This window comes from Thiothrix sp. UBA5583 (assembly GCA_002425225.1).
Classification (GTDB): Bacteria; Pseudomonadota; Gammaproteobacteria; order Thiotrichales; family Thiotrichaceae; genus Thiothrix; species Thiothrix moscowensis.
Genome location: DILV01000030.1, coordinates 106126 through 123914, shown reverse-complemented (window position 1 = coordinate 123914; position 17789 = coordinate 106126). Strand labels below are relative to the sequence as shown.

Here is a 17789-nt window from a genome sequence, read left to right as displayed (position 1 = left end):
CACTTCAGGCGGATTGCAGGAAAAACGCCGCCAGCGCCAGATCAGCCGGGCGGGTAATCTTGATGTTGCGAGCATCCCCTTCCACCAGCAGGGGATGCAGCCCTGCCAGTTCCAGTGCGGACGCTTCGTCGGTAACGCTGGCTCCCGTCAGCAAGGCACGCGACAACGCATCCCGCAAGATACCCAGTGGCGCCATTTGTGGGGTCAGGGCGTGCCAAAGACCATTGCGGTCTTCGGTATGGGCAACACGGCATGAACCCGGCAGAGTGCGTTTCATGGTGTCACGTACTGGTATTGCCAGCAAAGCACCGTTGGCAGCCCTATCTGCACGCACTGCCAGCAAACGCTCCAGATCAGTACGGCTCAGGCACGGGCGGGCAGCGTCATGAACCAGCACCCAACTTTCCGGGGGGACATGTAGGGTATCTGCAAGATAATCCAGCGCATTGAGCACGGAATCTGCCCTTTCTTTGCCACCCGGCGCGGTAAATACCCATGACTCATCCCGGACAATGGCAGGCCAGAACGGGTCGCCCGTGCTAATAGCAACGACAATACCCGCCACTGCCGGATGTCCGGTAAAACAGGTCAGGGTGTGTTCAATAACGGTTTTACCAGCCAGGGACAGATACTGTTTAGGACGGTCTGCCTGCATACGCGCCCCCACCCCGGCGGCGGGGATGACAATCCAGACCTTATTCGACATGAGCAGGTGCTTTGGCAGGCACATCCTGTACGGTTGGCGGCGCTTTGGGATCAGATTGCAGGATCACCTGATAAAAGGTTTCATCTTTTTTTACCATCCCCAGTTCACTGCGGGCATTGGCTTCAACGGCATTTACATCTTTTGACAGATTGCCAACATCGACATCCAACCTGCGCTTTTGCTCAGCCTGCTCATCGTTACGCACTTGCTGGGCGGCAATCCGTTCCTGCAACTGCCAAATGTCAGGGTAACTGCCGGAGCCAACCCACAGTCGGACAAACAAACCAACTGCCAGCAAACCCAGCAATACAAATAATATGCGTGTCATGTTCATGTCTGTTTCAATTCATTAATGGCGGTGAAAAACACCCGTGCTGCAAGGATAGCAAATAATGACGATCCCCTGACAGGCAACCTTACCTGAATTCATGCTGGGCATTAAGCCATCATCACCACCGCTCATCAGGCATTTGCCAACGCTGGGACTACATCTACCCAGTAGGCAGCCCCACACCATTACTATCAGGGACACAGGTGGAAAGGTTGTTCTTGCCACCTGTCATTCAATGACAAGGAGATTTAGTCATGACATTTATCAGTAGTGGATTCGGTCTTAACAATTCCAGCCTGCTTGGCAGTCTGGGTTCCAGCGGCGCAGACAAAACCAACGCTTGCCGTTCCTGTGGCAGCAATTCGCAGTTTGGCAATAATATCAGCTCAGACAAGCAGAACCTTATCGAACAACTGGTTCAACGCTTACTGTCCGCTTTTGAAAACCTCAAAAACAGCGGTGCAAGTGGTAATCAAGCCGATCAGGATCAAGGGAGTTGTGGTAACGCAGAAGGTGCTGGTGGCAGCAAATGTGGTCGTGGCAAGGGTGGTGAAACCGGTGGTCAGGAAGAAACTGGTGACTCCGGCAGAAGCCACGGTAGCAACGGTAGCAACGGTAGCCAGGAAAGCAACCGTACTGGTCGACATGGCAACACGGAGGGCAGCCAAAAAGGCGACAACCGTGACAACAAACAGAATAACGGCTGCGGCTGTTCCTGATTGTTGATCCATTCCGTGGATAAAAAAATGGCGAGCCTTGCTCGCCATTTTCATTTTCAGCCGATGGCTTGTAGTCAGGCAAACTGCTTGAATGCTGACTTGCCTGCGTAAATGCCCTTGTCACCCAGGATTTCGGCAATGCGCAGCAACTGGTTGTATTTGGCAATCCGGTCAGAACGTGACAGTGAGCCAGTCTTGATCTGACCCGCACTGGTGGCAACCGCCAGATCCGCAATGGTGGAATCTTCGGTTTCGCCGGAACGGTGGGAAACCACTGCGGTGTAACCGGCGGCGTGCGCCATGCTGATGGCTTCCAGCGTCTCGGTCAGCGTACCAATCTGGTTGACCTTGATCAGGATAGAGTTGGCAATGTTCTTGTCGATGCCCTCTTTGAGGATTTTGGTATTGGTCACGAACAGGTCGTCACCCACCAGTTGCACACGCTTGCCCAGCACATTGGTCAGATGCGCCCAACCCGCCCAGTCGCCTTCAGCCATTGCGTCTTCGATGGTCAGGATCGGGTACTGGTTGACCCAGTTTTCGAGGTAGGACGTGAAACCTTCCGCGCTGAAGCTCTTGCCTTCGGATTCCAGCACGTATTTGCCGTCATGGTAGAATTCGGAGCTGGCTACGTCCAGACCCAGCCAGATGTCCTGACCGACCTTGAAACCGGCCTTGTCGATGGCCTCCAGAATCACTTCGATCGCTTGTTCGTTGGAAGACAGGTCAGGAGCAAAACCACCTTCGTCACCAACTGCCGTGTTCAGACCACGCTTTTTCAGCACGGATTTGAGGCTGTGGAACACTTCTGCGCCGTAACGGATCGCATCCGCCATATTCGGGGCAGTGACCGGCAGGATCATGAATTCCTGCATGTCTACGCTGTTGTCGGCGTGTGCGCCACCGTTGATGATGTTCATCATCGGCACGGGCAGCTTGTAAGAATCAGCCTTGCCTAGGTATTGGTACAACGGCAGACCCTGTTCCTTGGCAGCGGCGTGGGCAGTTGCCATGGATACCGCCAGCAGTGCATTTGCACCCAGGCGGGCTTTATTGTCCGTGCTATCCAGTTCAATCATGGTGCGGTCGATGCCCGCCTGGTCGGTGACATCCTTGCCGATGATGGCTTTGGCGATTTCGCCATTGACGTTGGCAACTGCATTCAGTACGCCTTTGCCCAGATAACGTGCACCACCATCACGCAGTTCGATGGCTTCGCGGGAACCAGTGGAAGCACCGGAAGGTACGGCAGCACGACCCATCACACCACTGGCGAGGATGACATCGGCTTCGACGGTTGGGTTGCCGCGTGAATCAACGATTTCACGGGCTTTGACAGCTTTGATTTCAGACATGTGATTACTTCCCAATAATTCAAAAACTTTTACCCCTCACCCCCCAGCCCCCTCTCCCTCAAGGGGCGAGGGGGAGCAAGAAAGACTGCCTCTTAGCCCCTCGCCCCTTGAGGGAGAGGGGTTGGGGTGAGGGGATTCTATAAACTATTCTCTAACAACGGTTGTGACTTGACGACCTGATCCAGAGCCAGCAGGGTTTTGAGTAATTCTTCCATGCGATCCAGCGGCCAGGAATTTGGCCCATCGCTCAAGGCGTTGGCAGGATCGGGGTGTGACTCCATAAACAGACCAGCAATGCCAACAGCAACGGCAGCGCGTGCCAGTACTGGCACATGTTCACGCTGTCCGCCGGAACAGCTACCCTGTCCACCCGGCAACTGCACGGAATGGGTAGCGTCAAACACCACCGGACAGCCGGTTTCCCGCATAATGGCAAGGCCACGCATATCGGAAACCAGATTGTTGTAACCAAAGGTATAACCGCGCTCGCACACCATGATCTGGTCGTTGCCGGTAGCACGGGCTTTTTCCACCACGTTCCCCATATCCCACGGAGCGAGGAATTGGCCTTTCTTGATATTGACCGGCTTGCCGGTACGCGCCACGTTCTGGATGAAATTGGTCTGGCGGCACAGGAACGCTGGTGTTTGCAATACATCCACCACGCTGGCAACTTCATCCAGCGGGGTATCTTCGTGTACATCAGTCAGTATTGGCACACCCAGCTCGGTCTTGACCTTTTCCAGAATACGCAAACCGGTTTCCAGCCCCACACCACGGGCGCTGGTGTGCGAAGAGCGGTTGGCCTTGTCGAACGAGGATTTGTAGATGAACGGAATACCCAGACGGGCGGTCATGTCTTGCAGTTTTGCCGCCGTTTCCAGCGCCAGTTTTTCCGTTTCAATCGCGCACGGCCCAGAAATCAGGAAAAATGGCTGCTCCAGCCCAACCTCAAATCCACACAGTTTCATGCGCGACCTCCTGCTTTGGCTTCATGGTGGCGACGCGCGGCACGGATGAAGCCACTGAACAGCGGATGCCCCTGACGTGGACGTGAGGTGAATTCCGGGTGGAACTGGCAAGCCAGGAACCACGGGTGATCCTTCAGTTCGACCATTTCGACCAGATTGCCGTCAATGGATTTGCCGGACAGCACCAAACCACTCTTTTCCAGCGTTTCACGGTACTGGTTGTTGAATTCGTAGCGGTGGCGGTGACGCTCGATGATTTGTTCCGTACCATAGGTTTCCCGCGCCAGTGAACCGGTCTGCAAGACACACGGTTGCCCACCCAGGCGCATGGTTCCGCCCAGATCAGAATCTTGGGAACGTTTTTCAATCGTGCCGTGTTCGGTTTGCCATTCTGTGATCAGACCAATGACCGGGTGCGGGGAATCGGGGACGAATTCGGTGCTGTGCGCCCCTTCCAGGCTCGCGCAATGGCGGGCAAACTCGATGACCGCGACCTGCATCCCCAAACAAATGCCGAGGTAAGGAACCTTGTTTTCACGGGCATACTGTACTGCGCGGATTTTGCCTTCCACCCCACGCTTGCCGAAACCACCCGGTACGAGAATAGCGTCAGCTTTCTTCAATACTTCCAGCACCTGCTCATCATCAGATTCCAGTTTTTCCGAGTCAATGTAATGGATTTTGACCTTGGTGTGAGTCTGGATGCCAGCGTGGGTCAGGGCTTCATTCAACGACTTGTAGGATTCAGTCAGATCAACGTATTTGCCAACCATTACCACGGTAATTTCCGCTTCGGGGAATTCCATCGAGCTGACCACGTTTTTCCAATCGCTGAGGTCAGCTTCCGGCGCATCATTCAGGCCAAGCTTTTCTGCTACGATGCGGTCAAGTTTCTGCGCGTGCAGCCACAACGGCACTTTGTAGATGTTGTCCACGTCAATCACGGAAATGACAGCGCGTTCTTCCACGTTGGTGAACAGGGAAATTTTCTTGCGCTCATTTTCCGGTAGCGGGCGCTCGCTGCGGCACAACAGCACATCCGGTTGGATACCGATGGAACGCAGTTCCTTGACGGAATGCTGGGTTGGTTTGGTTTTCAGCTCGCCCGCAACTGCCACATACGGCAACAGGGTGAGGTGAATGAACAGGGCATTCTGCCTGCCCTCTTCCACCCCCATCTGACGGATGGCTTCCAGAAATGGCATGGCTTCAATGTCGCCGACCGTACCGCCGATTTCGACCATGGCAACATCGGCATCTGCCGCACCAGCCCGCACGCAACGCTTGATTTCGTCGGTAATGTGCGGAATCACCTGTACGGTTGCCCCCAGATACTCGCCACGCCGTTCCTTGCGGATGACGTTTTCGTAAATGCGCCCAGTGGTAAAGTTGTTGAGTCTGGTAGCCTTGAAGCCAACAAAGCGTTCGTAATGACCCAGGTCAAGGTCGGTTTCAGCACCATCTTCCGTGACAAATACTTCGCCATGCTGGAAAGGGCTCATCGTGCCTGGATCAACGTTGATATAGGGGTCAAGTTTCATCATCGTGACCTTGAGGCCACGTGCTTCTAAAATTGCACCCAGTGAAGCGGAAGCAATGCCCTTCCCCAAGGAAGAAACCACACCGCCTGTGATAAAAATGTATCGTGCCATAATGGAAAATACGCACCCGTGTGTCACCAATATGCGGGCGCATCCTACCACAGACGGGTGGCTGCTTAAAGCAAATGAATACCTGCGGTCGTGAGATTAACGGACGCTACAGCATCCTGACACAACCTTCCGTTTGTTCAGCACCGCTGTCACCGCATAGGGATAACGGGTATCCGACATGCCGTCGCTACAAGCCGACACTTTTTGCAGGAAGGTTTGGGTTTCATTCGGGCCATCTGTCCCGGCAATCACCGCGATGGTGGCATTGTTGGCTGAAGTCTGGCGGAACGTGACAGGCACGTTGTATTTGGGGCCATCCATCATGTCAACGCTCATTTGTGTTTCGGTAATGGTGACGCCCCAGAAAGGCTCCGTGCCGCTGCATTTCATGGTGATGCCACCACCGGAGGCTGGGGGAGTACCGCCAGCAGGCGGTTTCAGATTGGCTAGCGTCAGGTAGGACTTGTTGACCCAGCCGCCCTTGCCTGCCCAATAGACTTTTGCCCAGGTTGAAGTACCCACCTTGCGCTCTTCACCTGTTGCCACCACCCCAGTACTGTTGGGGGGGATTTTGGTAACAATACTGTTGTTGGTTCCGGGGCCGGAACGCATGTTCAGGTTAATTCCATCAGTTCCGGTTACAGAATACACTTTAAGCTCAGCAGCCTGGGCTGACTGGATACCGACAGGAGATACTGTCAATGCCAGAAACAACGCAGAAACAGCCATCAATACAGGTTTTTTCATACTACCTCCGCAATCTAAACCTGATTTTTACACAATAGATATAACGTTTTTCCTAGTGTAGACCTATTTTCCCAAAACTGACTACCCAGCAGCACACGAACTGCGAATAACCTTAACATTTGTCAGTTGTGTGCCTGCTACAGAGCAAGGATAATAGCGCGTTTCAACGCTGATCACGACGGACACGATGCCAGGCAAAATCTTTATCGAAACCCACGGATGCCAGATGAACGAGTACGATTCCGCCAAAATGCTGGACGTACTCCACCACGCACAAGGTCTGGAACTGACTGACGACCCGGAACAAGCGGATGTACTGCTGATGAACACCTGCTCAATCCGCGAAAAAGCCCAGGAAAAGGTTTTCTCGCAACTGGGACGCTGGAAACAGATCAAGGAACGCCGCCCCCATATCGTGATTGGGGTTGGCGGCTGCGTAGCCAGTCAAGAAGGTGAAGCCCTGCGTGAACGCGCTCCGGTAGTGGATGTGGTGTTCGGCCCACAAACCCTGCACCGCCTGCCTGACATGATCCGCAAAGTCAGCAGCGAACACACGCCTGTCGTGGATGTTTCCTTCCCTGAAATCGAAAAGTTCGACAACCTGCCGGAACCGCGTGCCGAAGGTCCAACCGCGTTCGTGTCGGTGATGGAAGGATGCAGCAAATATTGTACCTTCTGTGTGGTTCCTTACACCCGTGGCGAAGAAATATCCCGCCCCTTTGATGATGTGATTACCGAAGTGGTACAACTGGCAGTCCAAGGTGTGCGTGAAGTCAACTTGTTGGGGCAAAACGTGAATGCTTACCGGGGCAAAATGCATGACGGCTCGATTGCCGACCTTGCCCTGCTAATCACTTACATTGCCGCCATTGATGGCATCGACCGCATCCGCTACACCACCTCGCACCCCAACGAATTCAGCGATAGTCTGATTCAGGCTTACGCCGACGTGCCGGAACTGGTCAACCACCTGCATCTGCCGGTACAAAGCGGTTCCGACCGCATCCTTGCTGCCATGAAGCGCAATCACATGGCACTGGAATACAAAGCAAAAATCCGCAGACTGCGTGCCATCCGCCCCGGCATCAGCCTGTCATCCGACTTCATTATTGGCTTCCCAGGTGAAACCGAACAGGATTTCGCCGACACCATGAAACTGATTGATGATATAGGTTTCGATCACAGTTTCAGCTTTGTTTACAGCGCCCGCCCCGGCACTCCGGCTGCCAGCCTGCCAGATGATGTATCACTGGACGTAAAAAAAGCCCGCCTGCAACACCTGCAAGCCCGTATTCTCGCCCAAGCTAATGCCATCAGCCGCGCCATGATCGGCACGGTACAACGGGTACTGGTGGAACGCCTCTCCAAAAAAGACCCAAAACAACTGGCGGGTCGCACAGAAAACAACCGGGTGGTGAATTTTGACGGGCATCCGCGCCTGATCGGCAAGTTTGTAGATATTCGGATCAGCGAAGCCTTGCCTAACTCACTACGTGGCACAGTGGTGGCAGTGGAAAGTGATGATGAACGAATGAAAATGCTGCCAGTGTAACAACCGGCAAATGAACTGGTGGTGGGGACACGGGCACTGCGCCCCACCGTCAGCAAACAGAATCAGACCGAAGCAATCCGCCCCAGCGCGTTCTCCAGATTTGCCATGCTGGTGGCAAATGAAATACGGAAATGCCCATCCAGCCCGAATGCTGAACCCGGCACAACCGCCACCCCTACCTTGTCCAGCAAGTAGCTTGCCAGCTCCGTATCATTCGCCAACCCCAACCGTTTGATCATGCCTTCCACATTCGGGAAGCTGTAGAACGTACCGTCAGCAGGCAGGCATTCCACCCCATCCATCGCATTAAACGCCTTCAGCACAAAGGCATGACGCTGTTCAAAGGCATCCACCATTGTCTGAATGAAACTCTGGTCGCCATCCAATGCCACGGCGGCGGCATACTGCGAAATCGAGGTCGGGTTGGAGGTACTTTGTGACTGCACCATGCTCATGGCCTGGATCAGTTTTTCCGGGCCACCTGCATAACCGATACGCCAGCCGGTCATGGAATAGGCCTTGGAAACCCCGTTCAGCACGATGGTACGCTCATACAAATCCGGGCAGGCGTTCAAAATATTGACGAATTTGCGTCCTTCAAACAGCACATGTTCATACATGTCGTCGGTCGCAATCAGTACCTGCGGATGGCGGCGCAACACTTCGCCCAAAGCTGCCAGTTCCTCCAGCGTGTACGCCACGCCAGTAGGGTTGGATGGGCTGTTGATCACAAACAGTCTGGTCTTCGGGGTAATCGCTGCTTCCAGCTTTTCTGGTGACAGTTTGAAATGTTCCGCTTGACCCGCTGCTACAATTACCGGCACACCATCTGCCAGCAGCACCATGTCAGGGTAAGACACCCAATAAGGCGCAGGAATAATGACTTCATCGCCCGCACTCAGCAAAGCCTGGCACAAATTGTAAAAACTTTGCTTGCCACCGCACGATACCAGAATCTGTTTTGCACCAAACTCAAAACCGTTTTCGCGCTTGAACTTGTTGATAATGGCTTGCTTCAGTTTAGGCGTACCATCAACGGCGGTATAACGGGTTTCGCCTTTCTGAATGGCTTCGATACCTGCCTGCTTGATGTGTTCTGGTGTATCGAAATCGGGTTCACCCGCGCCTAGGCCAATAATGTCACGACCCGACGCCTTGAGTTGGGCTGCCAAAGCCGTAATAGCCAGTGTCGGAGAGGGTTTGACGCGCCCGATGCGCTGCGCAAGTTGTATATCCACTGAAGAACCAACCGTGTCCAATTTTTCAAGGGCTGTCATGTTACTGCATTACAAACGTGCCAGCAATTCACTATCGGGGTAGCCATCGGCTGGCAAACCAAGTTTTTGCTGTACCTGGCGTACCGCGTGACGGGTTTCCTCACCAATAAAACCGTCGACCTTGGTAATCGGGTAGCCTTGCGCCTGCAATTTGGCTTGCAACTGTCTGGTTTCACTCATGCTAAGCCCGCGCACGGGTGCATTACCGGAACGCAAGGCGGGCGCACCTGCCAAACGGCTGGCAAAATACGCGGCTGTCAGGGAATAAACCGTCGACTCATTCCACGCCAAAAACGCATCGAAATTGGGATATGCCAGAAATGCCGGGCCATTTCTGCCCATTGGCAATAACAGAGCCGCCGAACCACTGCCGCTGAGCGGGCTACCATCAGCATCAGTCACACCTTGTGCAGCCCAGTCTTCCAATGGAAGCTTGTTGTCCAGCCGTGCCTGCATCCAGTCCATTTTTGCCGGAACCTTGACCTCTTTTAGCCAGGGTTCACCGGCTTGCCAGCCTGCATCACGCAACATCCGTGCACCGGAAGCCAGCGCATCCGCACTGGAATGGATCAGGTCGCGGTGTCCGTCACCGTCAAAATCCACGGCGAATTGATCGTAGCGCGACACCAGAAACTGCAATTGCCCGATTTCCCCAGCCCATGCACCCCGCATTTTTGCCGGGGTCAAATCACCTTTCTGCACCAGACTCAAGGCTGCCAACAGTTCCTTGCGGAACATGTCGGGGCGGCGGCAATCGTGTGCCAATGTCAGCAGTGAGCGGATCGTGGAAAAATCACCCGTTACCACACCGAAATCACTTTCCAGCCCCCACAAAGCGGTCAACGCTTCGGCAGGCACACCGTATTCGCGCTCAATCTTGCCCAGCAAGGCGGCTTGTTTTTTGATTTGCGCCTTGCCCTGCCCCAAGCGCCCGGCATTGACCTTTTTAGCGGCGAACGTGAGGAAATCCAGCGCGAAGGTCTGTTGGGAACGATCACGATTGACCACAGTAGAATCGGGGGTTAGACCTGCCAGTGCCTTGTCCAGCACCGCAGGCTTGATGCCGCCAGCCACGGCTTCCGCCTTGAAATCTGCCAGCCAGCCTGCAAAAGCAGGCGAGGCGCAACCAGCCTGTACCGTGGTAGTGAACATTGCCCCGCCAAGGCATAGCAGGATCAGCGCTTTGTGCATAACATTCCTTCTTGAATAGCCATTTCCGACCTGCTGAGTATAGGTCTACAATCTGCGGCATGACGACAGAAAACCACTTCCAGCTTCATGCCAGCTATCAGCCTGCCGGTGATCAACCAGAAGCCATCCACTCACTGGTGGGCGGCTTGCATGACGGGCTGTTACATCAGACTTTGCTCGGCGTAACCGGTTCGGGCAAGACCTTCACGATGGCAAACATCATCCAGCAGACCCAACGCCCGGCGATTATCCTTGCCCACAACAAGACGTTAGCAGCGCAACTGTATGGCGAAATGAAAGAGTTCTTCCCGCAGAACGCGGTGGAATACTTCGTTTCCTATTACGACTATTACCAGCCGGAAGCCTATGTACCATCCAAGGATGTGTACATCGAAAAGGATGCTTCCATCAACGACCACATCGAGCAAATGCGCCTGTCAGCCACCCGCAACCTGTTCGAGCGCAAGGATGTCATCATCATCGCCACGGTGTCGTCCATCTACGGCTTGGGCGACCCTGAATCCTATTTGAAAATGTTGCTGATCCTAGGGCGCGGCGACCGCATTGACCAGCGTACCGTGCTGCGGCGGCTGGCGGAAATGCAGTACGAACGCAACGACCTTGATCTCAAGCGCGGCACATTCCGGGTACGTGGTGAAATCATCGACATCCACCCGGCGGAATCCGACAAGGAAGCCATCCGCATTGAATTGTTTGACGACGAAATCGAAAATCTCAGCTATTTCGACCCACTAACTGGCGAAGTACTGCGGCGCGTGCCACGCTTGACGGTTTACCCCAAAACCCACTACGTTACCCCGCGCGAAGTGCTGCTGGAAGCGGTCGAGCATATCAAGGCTGAACTCAAGGAACGCCTCCAGACCTTGCGTGACAACGACCGACTGGTAGAAGCCCAACGTCTTGAACAGCGTACCCAGTACGACATCGAAATGATTGTCGAAACCGGCTACTGCTCCGGCATTGAAAACTACTCGCGCTACCTGTCGAAACGCCCGGCAGGAGCGCCACCACCATGCCTGTTCGATTATCTGCCGCGCAATGCCATTGTGTTTGTGGATGAAGCCCACGTCACCATCCCACAATTCGGCGGCATGTACAAAGGCGACCGTTCGCGCAAGACCACGCTGGTCGATTATGGCTTCCGCCTGCCCTCTGCCCTCGACAACCGCCCGCTGCGCTTTGACGAATTCGAGCGCCTGATTCCGCAAGCCATTCACGTTTCTGCCACACCCGGCACTTACGAACTGGAACATTCCGACAATATCGCCGAACAGGTGGTACGCCCCACCGGGCTGGTTGACCCAGAAGTCGAAGTGCGCCCGGTGCTTTCCCAAGTCGATAATGTCATGTCGGAAATCACCGAGCGTGCCAAACGCAACGAGCGTGTGCTGGTCACAACCCTAACCAAACGCATGGCGGAAGACCTGACCGATTACCTGATGGAACACGACATCAAGGTACGTTACCTGCATTCCGACATCGACACGGTAGAACGGGTGGAAATTATCCGCGACCTGCGCAAGGGCGAATTCGATGTGCTGGTTGGCATCAATCTGTTGCGTGAAGGTCTGGATATACCGGAAGTGTCATTGGTAGCAATCCTGGATGCTGACAAAGAAGGATTTCTGCGTTCCGAACGTTCGCTGATTCAAACCATTGGGCGGGCAGCACGTAACGCCGAGGGCAAAGCGATCCTCTACGCCGACAAGATCACCGATTCCATGCGCAAGGCAATGGATGAAACACACCGTCGCCGCGAAAAGCAGACAACCTATAACGAGACCCATGGAATTACGCCACAAACCATCCGCAAGCGTATTGCCGACGTAATGGAAGGCGCGTATGCCAATGTTGCCAAAGGCAAGGGCAAAACCCGTGGCGAAAAGAAAGTGGCGGAAGAGGCCGCTGAATACCGCACACTGACACCGGATCAGGCGCTCAAACAGATCAAGAAGCTGGAAGAAAAAATGTTCCAGCACGCCAGAAATCTGGAGTTTGAGCAGGCAGCAGCAACACGGGATCAGATTGCCCACATCCGGGCGCGGGTGTTTGGGCTGGAGTAGCTTCTTGTTCCTCCCTGACAATGGGGAAGCTAGAAGGGGTTTCTTTCCTCGAAATTGGCTTTCAACTCCAGGTAGTGACGCTCGAACATGGCTTCCAGCTCGTCGATGACAGCAGATGCGGTCTTGCCGTGGATAACATGCGCGGTCATCAGGCTGGAAGTTTCGTTGAGCAGGCGGTCACGCTCAATCATGGGATAAGTGGCTGTCAGGCGCTTGATAGCCTTGACCACACTTTCCTGTTGCGGACGCTCAATCGCTTCCGGCTCAGGAAATACCGTCATGGGTTCAACAGGGTTGCTGGACGAAGCTGCAAGGAACTCGGCAAACCGTAGCAGGCTTGCCTGATCCTGCGGGTTTAGTTCCCGGTAGAGTTTTCGCAGACGTTTTTCTTCGGCAGAGCCTGATTGTGGTGGCAGACCGGGTAACATACTGGCTCCCTGATAACGTGTAAAAGGGGAATGATGCAGTCAGGGAACCAGCTTGGCAAACAAAATCAGTCGTTGGCGTGTCTTTCGCAATAACTGCGGGCAAACTCCAGCAGTTCTTCCATCGCCCGCACCTTGAATTTCTGACGCTGGCGGACAAACGAGAAGTCACGCGACAGTGGCGGGTCTAGCGGAATCGCAACCAGCGACCCCAGCTTGAGTTCCTTGGTGATACTGGCTCGTGAGACAATAGTGACCCCCATGCCTGCTTCTACTGCACCCTTGACCGCTTCAGGGCTACCCAGCTCCAGACAGGCATTCATGGCGTGCTTGTCCATACCCAGGGCATACATGTAGTCGAGAATGACTTCACGGGTTCCTGAACCCTCTTCACGGCAGATGAAGGGGTAGCTCATCACATCCTTGAGTTTGACATTGGTATTGCCAACTAGCGCATGATGGGGAGGAACAATCAATACCAGCTCATCCTTGCGACATACCTCGACCAACAGGTTTTTATTGTTGACGAGTCCCTCTACCACGCCAAGGTCAATGACGTTGTTTTCCACCATCGACACGATGCCTTCGGTGTTGGAAACACGCAAACGCAAACGTACATCGGGGTTTCTGGAATTGAACTCGCCCAGCAAGGCAGGCAGCATGTATTCGGAGATGGTGGTACTGGCACCAATGGTCAGAGAACCGCTGATGTCATTGGTCATCTCGCGGATGGCATTTTCCATTTCACCGTACAGCTCAAATATCTTTTCTGCATATTCAAACACAACCCTGCCTGCTTCCGTCAGGGAAACACGGTTGTGGGTACGGTCAAACAGACGGGTATCAAACTGATCCTCCAACTGACGAATCTGAAAGGTTACGGCAGGTTGCGTCATGTGCAACACTTCCGCAGCTTTAGTAAAACTTAACAATCTGGCGACTGCGTGAAAGACCTGTAATCTTCTGTCTGACATATAACTACCTATTCTCCTTGATCAATCGTCATACAGCCGAAGGATCCCGCATAGAAACATAATTTTAATATACGTCCAGCTTCCCCACCGGTCATCCGTTACCGGATACTCCCGCCTGATTTACCGATAAAAAAGACAAATCAGTTGGCTATTTATCTATTTAAGCATTGCGTTTGCAATTTAGAATAGAACACTTTCAGCATTGTGCAGCAAAAATATTCATAATTTTGTTGCACTCTGGATGAACGGTATAAATAGGCTTGCAAGCGTTATTTAATCATTACTTAATCAATCACAATCAATCACTACCTGATATTTTCTTATCCTGCTTTTCCTTATGGCCTGGAATACGGGGGTCGTCATCGTCCATCAGAATGCGGTGTGCAGGGCCTTCCAGGTCATCGTACTGCCCACTTTTGACCGTATAGATAAACGCGACGACGACGACGATCATGACCACAACCGCAATCGGAATCAGCAGATAAAGAGCATCCATAAATTAAAATCCCCAATGAAAGGAACACCCTGATTATAGGAGGAAAAACTCAGTGTTTAAGGCGTAATGAATTCAAGACCACCACCAGTGAGCTGGCTGACATGCCAATAGCCGCCATCCACGGTGCAATCATGCCGGTTGCTGCCAGCGGAACAGCTAGCAGGTTATAAGCGATAGTCCAGACAAAGTTTTGCTTGATGATCGCCTGCATTCGCCGTGCAGTATGGATAGCGAACGGTAACTGGTGCAGGTTTTCTGATAGCAACACCATATCGGCACTGGCCTGCGCCAGTTGCGAACCGCTACCCATCGCAATCGAAACCGGCGCACCAGCCAGAACCGGCGCATCATTGACCCCATCACCGACCATCGCCGCTGTCATGCCGCGTTGCTGTAACCCGCGCAGATAAGCCAGTTTGTCGTCAGGCAACTGCCCCCCCAAGGCATGGGGAATCTTCAGTTGCGCAGCCACGGCATTGGCAACAGTCGGGGTATCGCCGCTCAGCAAGGTGACATCTACACCGAGGGCTTGCAGTTCCGCAATAGCTTGCCCTGCTTCCGCACGTAGCTGGTCAGCCAGTGCCATGACCGCCAGCCAGCCATCGCTGCTGCCCAAAAAGACTTGGGAGCGTCCATCTGCCTGCATCAGCGTCGTCGGCAGTTCTGCACCGACCAGTTCCTGCACGAATGCAGCCGTGCCAATACGGTATTGCTTGTCCTGATAGGCGCCTTTCACCCCACGCCCGGATTCTGCCGTCAGTGCCGACAGACTGAGCGGGGCATCGCTCAGACGCAGGATGGCATGGGCAACCGGGTGTTCCGATGCCATTTCCAACCCTGCTGCCAGTTGCTGGCAGAAAGCCTTGTCAGCCGCCCCCAATACCTGGAACTCAACTACTTCCAGATGACCGTGGGAAAGTGTGCCGGTTTTGTCCAGCACCACATGATTGACCCGCGCCAGGGTTTCCAGCGCATGACCACGTGTGGTCAGCACCCCTTTGGAGGTGAGCAAGCCGGTGGCTGCTGTCAATGCAGTAGGTGTTGCCAGCGAGAAGGCACACGGGCAAGTAATGACCAATACGGAGAGTGCAATCCAGAAGGCTTCGGAGGGTTGATGCTGATGCCACCAGAGAAACACGGCAGCGGCAGTCAACAGGATCAGCGGCACAAAACGTGAGGCAACTTTTTCAGCCAGACGAGCCAGTTCGGGTTTTTCAGCCTGGGCACGTTCCAGCAAACGGATAATCGCCGCCAGCACCGTGTTATCACCCACTTTTGCCACTTGCATGGTCAGCGGGCTTTCGATATTGACCGTGCCGCCTACCAGATTGTCACCTAAGTGTTTGTGGCAGGGCAGGCTTTCGCCCGTCAGTAAGGATTCGTTGGTGCTACTCGCCCCTTCGATCACCACACCATCTGCCGGTACAACTTCACCGGGTTTGATCAACACGACATCACCGGGTTCAAGCTGGCTAACAGGGATAACTTCCTGTTCACCATTGCGTAAGCGGGTAGCGGTAGCAGGCATTAGCCGTACCAGTTCTTCGGCAACCTGCCCGGCTTTGTGCCGCGCGGTCATTTCCAGATAGCGTCCGGTCAACAGAAAGAAAGTGAACATGGTGACGGAATCGAAGTAGACTTCACCACCACCCATCAGGGTTGCCCAAACGCTTGCACAGAAAGCAATCGCAATCCCAATTGACACTGGCACATCCATGCCGAAACGCCCGCGCCGCACATCACGCCACGCAGAGGTAAAAAATACCCGTGCCGAATAGAACACCACTGGGGTGGTCATCACCAGACTGATCCAACGCAGGAAGTCGCGCATCCCGGTCTCCATATCGGAAACAGCGCCGATATACATGGCAACCGCAATCATCATCACCTGCATCATCCCCAAACCGGCAACAGCAATACGGCGGAGGGCAGCGGATTTTTCCTTTTTTTGCAGGGATTCAAGACGACCGGGGTCAAACGGATGGGCGTGATAACCAATCTCGGAAATGGATTTCAGCACATCGCTGAGGCGGATACGGCTGTTATCCCATTTCAGGGTAGCGCGATGAGTGGAATAGTTGATGCGAAAATCCAGCACCCCATCAAGTTGCTTGACGTGATGCTCGTTCAGCCACACACAGGCGGCGCAGACAATGCCTTCAAGAATCAGCGAGGCTTCGCGGCTATTGCCATCAGCATCGCGCACAAAGGATTTCTGCAATTCCGGCGCGTCGTAGACCTGCAACTTGCGCAAGGCTTCCGGTACCAAATCTTCCGGCTTGTCACCAATGGTGGTACGGAAGCGGTAATAATCGGTAAGGTTGTTGTCAACAATCGCAGTGGCAACAGCATGACAGCCGGTGCAACACATCTCACGAGGCTGACCGTCCACCACCAGCGGATAATGAGCACCCGCCGGAATCGGCTGACCACAATGGAAACAATCTGTTGGGGCTGGCTGTACGGGCGCTGCTGTACTCATGCTGGTTACTGCTTACCTTCCACCCAGGTTTCGCCTTTCACCTCATGCACTTCATCACCACGGGCAACGGTAATCACCATATCCCACTGACCGGGAGCTGGCAATTGCAGTGGCATACCGTAGAAACCGGGGGCGACTTCCGGCAACACTACCCGCTGATCCAACTGCTTGTTGGAGGGGCGCATAAACTCAACCTCTGCCTGAGCACCTGCCACCACCTGCCCGGCTTTATCCGTCACATGGATGCGAAACTGGCTGGGCTTGCCCAACTGTGGTTTCTCCAGCCAGCCGTCTGCCAGCTTCCAGCCGCGCTCACGCTGGGTTTGCAGTTGCGTCATGTAATTGTTGTAAAGGTCGTATTTCTTCTGGTAGTCGTAAGCCACCGTGCCAGGAAACGCGGAGGTGATATTGGTCGCACTTTCACGTTGTGGTTCAGGCAAAAAACGCCGCACGAAATCAGCACTAGCCCCGCTATTCGCAAGGGTAATAATTGTCGCATCCACCATCGCCAGAATCAGGAAAAAGCCGATGATAATTCCCAACCCCCAGTGAAAGCGTCCACCACGTTCGTCGCGGTGGGTGATCAGTATCCCGAGGATGACGGCGGTCATGGTGTAAAAACCGAAATGGATGGCAAATACATCCAGACCTGCCCAGTTCATCGCTGCCAAGGGGATGTAAATCGCTTGAACCACCAGAATGGTCAGCAAGGCAGACAACTTGCCGGGGCGTTTCAAACCTTTATAGAACAAAAAGAACAGGGCGGCTGAAACCAGCACACCCACGGTCAGCGTCAACGCAATATTCTGGTTTTCCATGTCACCTTC

16 protein-coding genes are annotated in these 17789 nt (G+C 54.0%); 3 read left to right on the top strand and 13 right to left on the bottom strand.

Features of this window, described 5'->3' with window-relative positions:
- Window positions 1-4: 4 nt before the first annotated feature.
- On the bottom strand, window positions 5-706 hold the full coding sequence (ispD, locus tag B2U47_RS12710) for a 2-C-methyl-D-erythritol 4-phosphate cytidylyltransferase (RefSeq protein WP_296683887.1): 702 nt from the start codon (window positions 704-706) through the stop codon (window positions 5-7).
- Window positions 696-1034, bottom strand: coding sequence for an FtsB family cell division protein (locus tag B2U47_RS12705; protein ID WP_296683883.1), 339 nt, complete (start codon window positions 1032-1034; stop codon window positions 696-698). Before B2U47_RS12705 ends, ispD begins: the two co-directional genes overlap by 11 nt.
- Window positions 1035-1291: 257 nt before the next feature.
- Here B2U47_RS12705 and B2U47_RS12700 point away from each other — a divergent pair, with 257 nt between their 5' ends.
- Window positions 1292-1756, top strand: a complete 465-nt coding sequence (locus B2U47_RS12700; RefSeq protein ID WP_296683880.1) for a hypothetical protein — start codon at window positions 1292-1294, stop codon at window positions 1754-1756.
- A 74-nt stretch (window positions 1757-1830) separates the two neighbouring features.
- Here B2U47_RS12700 and eno read toward each other — a convergent pair whose 3' ends face one another.
- The 4 genes from eno to B2U47_RS12680 form a co-directional block, all read right to left on the bottom strand.
- Entirely contained in the window at window positions 1831-3111 is a 1281-nt protein-coding gene (eno, locus tag B2U47_RS12695; protein WP_296683878.1) for a phosphopyruvate hydratase, read from the bottom strand.
- A 137-nt stretch (window positions 3112-3248) separates the two neighbouring features.
- A complete protein-coding gene (gene kdsA, locus B2U47_RS12690; RefSeq protein ID WP_296680387.1) occupies window positions 3249-4082 on the bottom strand; it encodes a 3-deoxy-8-phosphooctulonate synthase in 834 nt (277 codons plus the stop codon).
- Window positions 4079-5734: a CTP synthase gene (locus tag B2U47_RS12685; RefSeq protein WP_296680385.1), complete on the bottom strand. Its 1656-nt coding sequence runs from the start codon at window positions 5732-5734 to the stop codon at window positions 4079-4081. Before B2U47_RS12685 ends, kdsA begins: the two co-directional genes overlap by 4 nt.
- Before the next feature lie 96 nt (window positions 5735-5830).
- A complete protein-coding gene (locus B2U47_RS12680) occupies window positions 5831-6481 on the bottom strand; it encodes an SH3 domain-containing protein (protein ID WP_296680382.1) in 651 nt (216 codons plus the stop codon).
- Between the two features lie 187 nt (window positions 6482-6668).
- Between B2U47_RS12680 and miaB the strand changes: the two genes are divergently transcribed.
- Window positions 6669-8033, top strand: coding sequence for a tRNA (N6-isopentenyl adenosine(37)-C2)-methylthiotransferase MiaB (gene miaB, locus B2U47_RS12675; protein WP_296680379.1), 1365 nt, complete (start codon window positions 6669-6671; stop codon window positions 8031-8033).
- 62 nt (window positions 8034-8095) lie between these two features.
- Here the strand turns inward: miaB and B2U47_RS12670 are convergent, their stop codons facing one another.
- Window positions 8096-9271 carry a pyridoxal phosphate-dependent aminotransferase gene (locus tag B2U47_RS12670; protein ID WP_296680374.1) on the bottom strand — a complete coding sequence of 392 codons (1176 nt, stop codon included), beginning with the start codon at window positions 9269-9271 and terminating at the stop codon, window positions 8096-8098.
- A gap of 48 nt (window positions 9272-9319) precedes the next feature.
- Window positions 9320-10501 carry a lytic murein transglycosylase gene (locus B2U47_RS12665; RefSeq protein WP_296680372.1) on the bottom strand — a complete coding sequence of 394 codons (1182 nt, stop codon included), beginning with the start codon at window positions 10499-10501 and terminating at the stop codon, window positions 9320-9322.
- A gap of 59 nt (window positions 10502-10560) precedes the next feature.
- On the opposite strand from B2U47_RS12665, the gene uvrB reads away from it, so the two are divergent.
- Window positions 10561-12585 carry an excinuclease ABC subunit UvrB gene (gene uvrB / locus B2U47_RS12660; protein WP_296680369.1) on the top strand — a complete coding sequence of 675 codons (2025 nt, stop codon included), beginning with the start codon at window positions 10561-10563 and terminating at the stop codon, window positions 12583-12585.
- A gap of 29 nt (window positions 12586-12614) precedes the next feature.
- Here the strand turns inward: uvrB and B2U47_RS12655 are convergent, their stop codons facing one another.
- The 5 genes from B2U47_RS12655 to B2U47_RS12635 form a co-directional block, all read right to left on the bottom strand.
- Window positions 12615-13013 (bottom strand): hypothetical protein, encoded by a 399-nt coding sequence (locus B2U47_RS12655; protein ID WP_296680366.1) that lies wholly within the window; start codon window positions 13011-13013, stop codon window positions 12615-12617.
- Between the two features lie 65 nt (window positions 13014-13078).
- Window positions 13079-13984, bottom strand: a complete 906-nt coding sequence (locus tag B2U47_RS12650) for a selenium metabolism-associated LysR family transcriptional regulator (protein WP_296680364.1) — start codon at window positions 13982-13984, stop codon at window positions 13079-13081.
- A 298-nt stretch (window positions 13985-14282) separates the two neighbouring features.
- A complete protein-coding gene (gene ccoS / locus B2U47_RS12645; RefSeq protein ID WP_296680361.1) occupies window positions 14283-14480 on the bottom strand; it encodes a cbb3-type cytochrome oxidase assembly protein CcoS in 198 nt (65 codons plus the stop codon).
- 49 nt (window positions 14481-14529) lie between these two features.
- Window positions 14530-16962 carry a heavy metal translocating P-type ATPase gene (locus tag B2U47_RS12640; RefSeq protein WP_296680359.1) on the bottom strand — a complete coding sequence of 811 codons (2433 nt, stop codon included), beginning with the start codon at window positions 16960-16962 and terminating at the stop codon, window positions 14530-14532.
- Between the two features lie 5 nt (window positions 16963-16967).
- Window positions 16968-17780, bottom strand: a complete 813-nt coding sequence (locus B2U47_RS12635) for a FixH family protein (RefSeq protein ID WP_296680354.1) — start codon at window positions 17778-17780, stop codon at window positions 16968-16970.
- Between the last annotated feature and the right edge of the window lie 9 nt (window positions 17781-17789).

Excerpts from the sequence above, each read along its gene's own strand:
- B2U47_RS12640 (WP_296680359.1), bottom strand. The coding sequence starts at position 16,962 with ATGAGTACAGCAGCGCCCGTACAGCCAGCCCCAACAGATTGTTTCCAT.
- kdsA (WP_296680387.1), bottom strand. The coding sequence starts at position 4,082 with ATGAAACTGTGTGGATTTGAGGTTGGGCTGGAGCAGCCATTTTTCCTG.
- B2U47_RS12665 (WP_296680372.1), bottom strand. The coding sequence starts at position 10,501 with ATGCACAAAGCGCTGATCCTGCTATGCCTTGGCGGGGCAATGTTCACT.
- B2U47_RS12635 (WP_296680354.1), bottom strand. The coding sequence starts at position 17,780 with ATGGAAAACCAGAATATTGCGTTGACGCTGACCGTGGGTGTGCTGGTT.
- B2U47_RS12705 (WP_296683883.1), bottom strand. The coding sequence starts at position 1,034 with ATGACACGCATATTATTTGTATTGCTGGGTTTGCTGGCAGTTGGTTTG.
- B2U47_RS12700 (WP_296683880.1), top strand. The coding sequence starts at position 1,292 with ATGACATTTATCAGTAGTGGATTCGGTCTTAACAATTCCAGCCTGCTT.
- miaB (WP_296680379.1), top strand. The coding sequence starts at position 6,669 with ATGCCAGGCAAAATCTTTATCGAAACCCACGGATGCCAGATGAACGAG.
- ccoS (WP_296680361.1), bottom strand. The coding sequence starts at position 14,480 with ATGGATGCTCTTTATCTGCTGATTCCGATTGCGGTTGTGGTCATGATC.
- B2U47_RS12685 (WP_296680385.1), bottom strand. The coding sequence starts at position 5,734 with ATGGCACGATACATTTTTATCACAGGCGGTGTGGTTTCTTCCTTGGGG.
- uvrB (WP_296680369.1), top strand. The coding sequence starts at position 10,561 with ATGACGACAGAAAACCACTTCCAGCTTCATGCCAGCTATCAGCCTGCC.
- eno (WP_296683878.1), bottom strand. The coding sequence starts at position 3,111 with ATGTCTGAAATCAAAGCTGTCAAAGCCCGTGAAATCGTTGATTCACGC.
- ispD (WP_296683887.1), bottom strand. The coding sequence starts at position 706 with ATGTCGAATAAGGTCTGGATTGTCATCCCCGCCGCCGGGGTGGGGGCG.
- B2U47_RS12680 (WP_296680382.1), bottom strand. The coding sequence starts at position 6,481 with ATGAAAAAACCTGTATTGATGGCTGTTTCTGCGTTGTTTCTGGCATTG.
- B2U47_RS12655 (WP_296680366.1), bottom strand. The coding sequence starts at position 13,013 with ATGTTACCCGGTCTGCCACCACAATCAGGCTCTGCCGAAGAAAAACGT.
- B2U47_RS12650 (WP_296680364.1), bottom strand. The coding sequence starts at position 13,984 with ATGTCAGACAGAAGATTACAGGTCTTTCACGCAGTCGCCAGATTGTTA.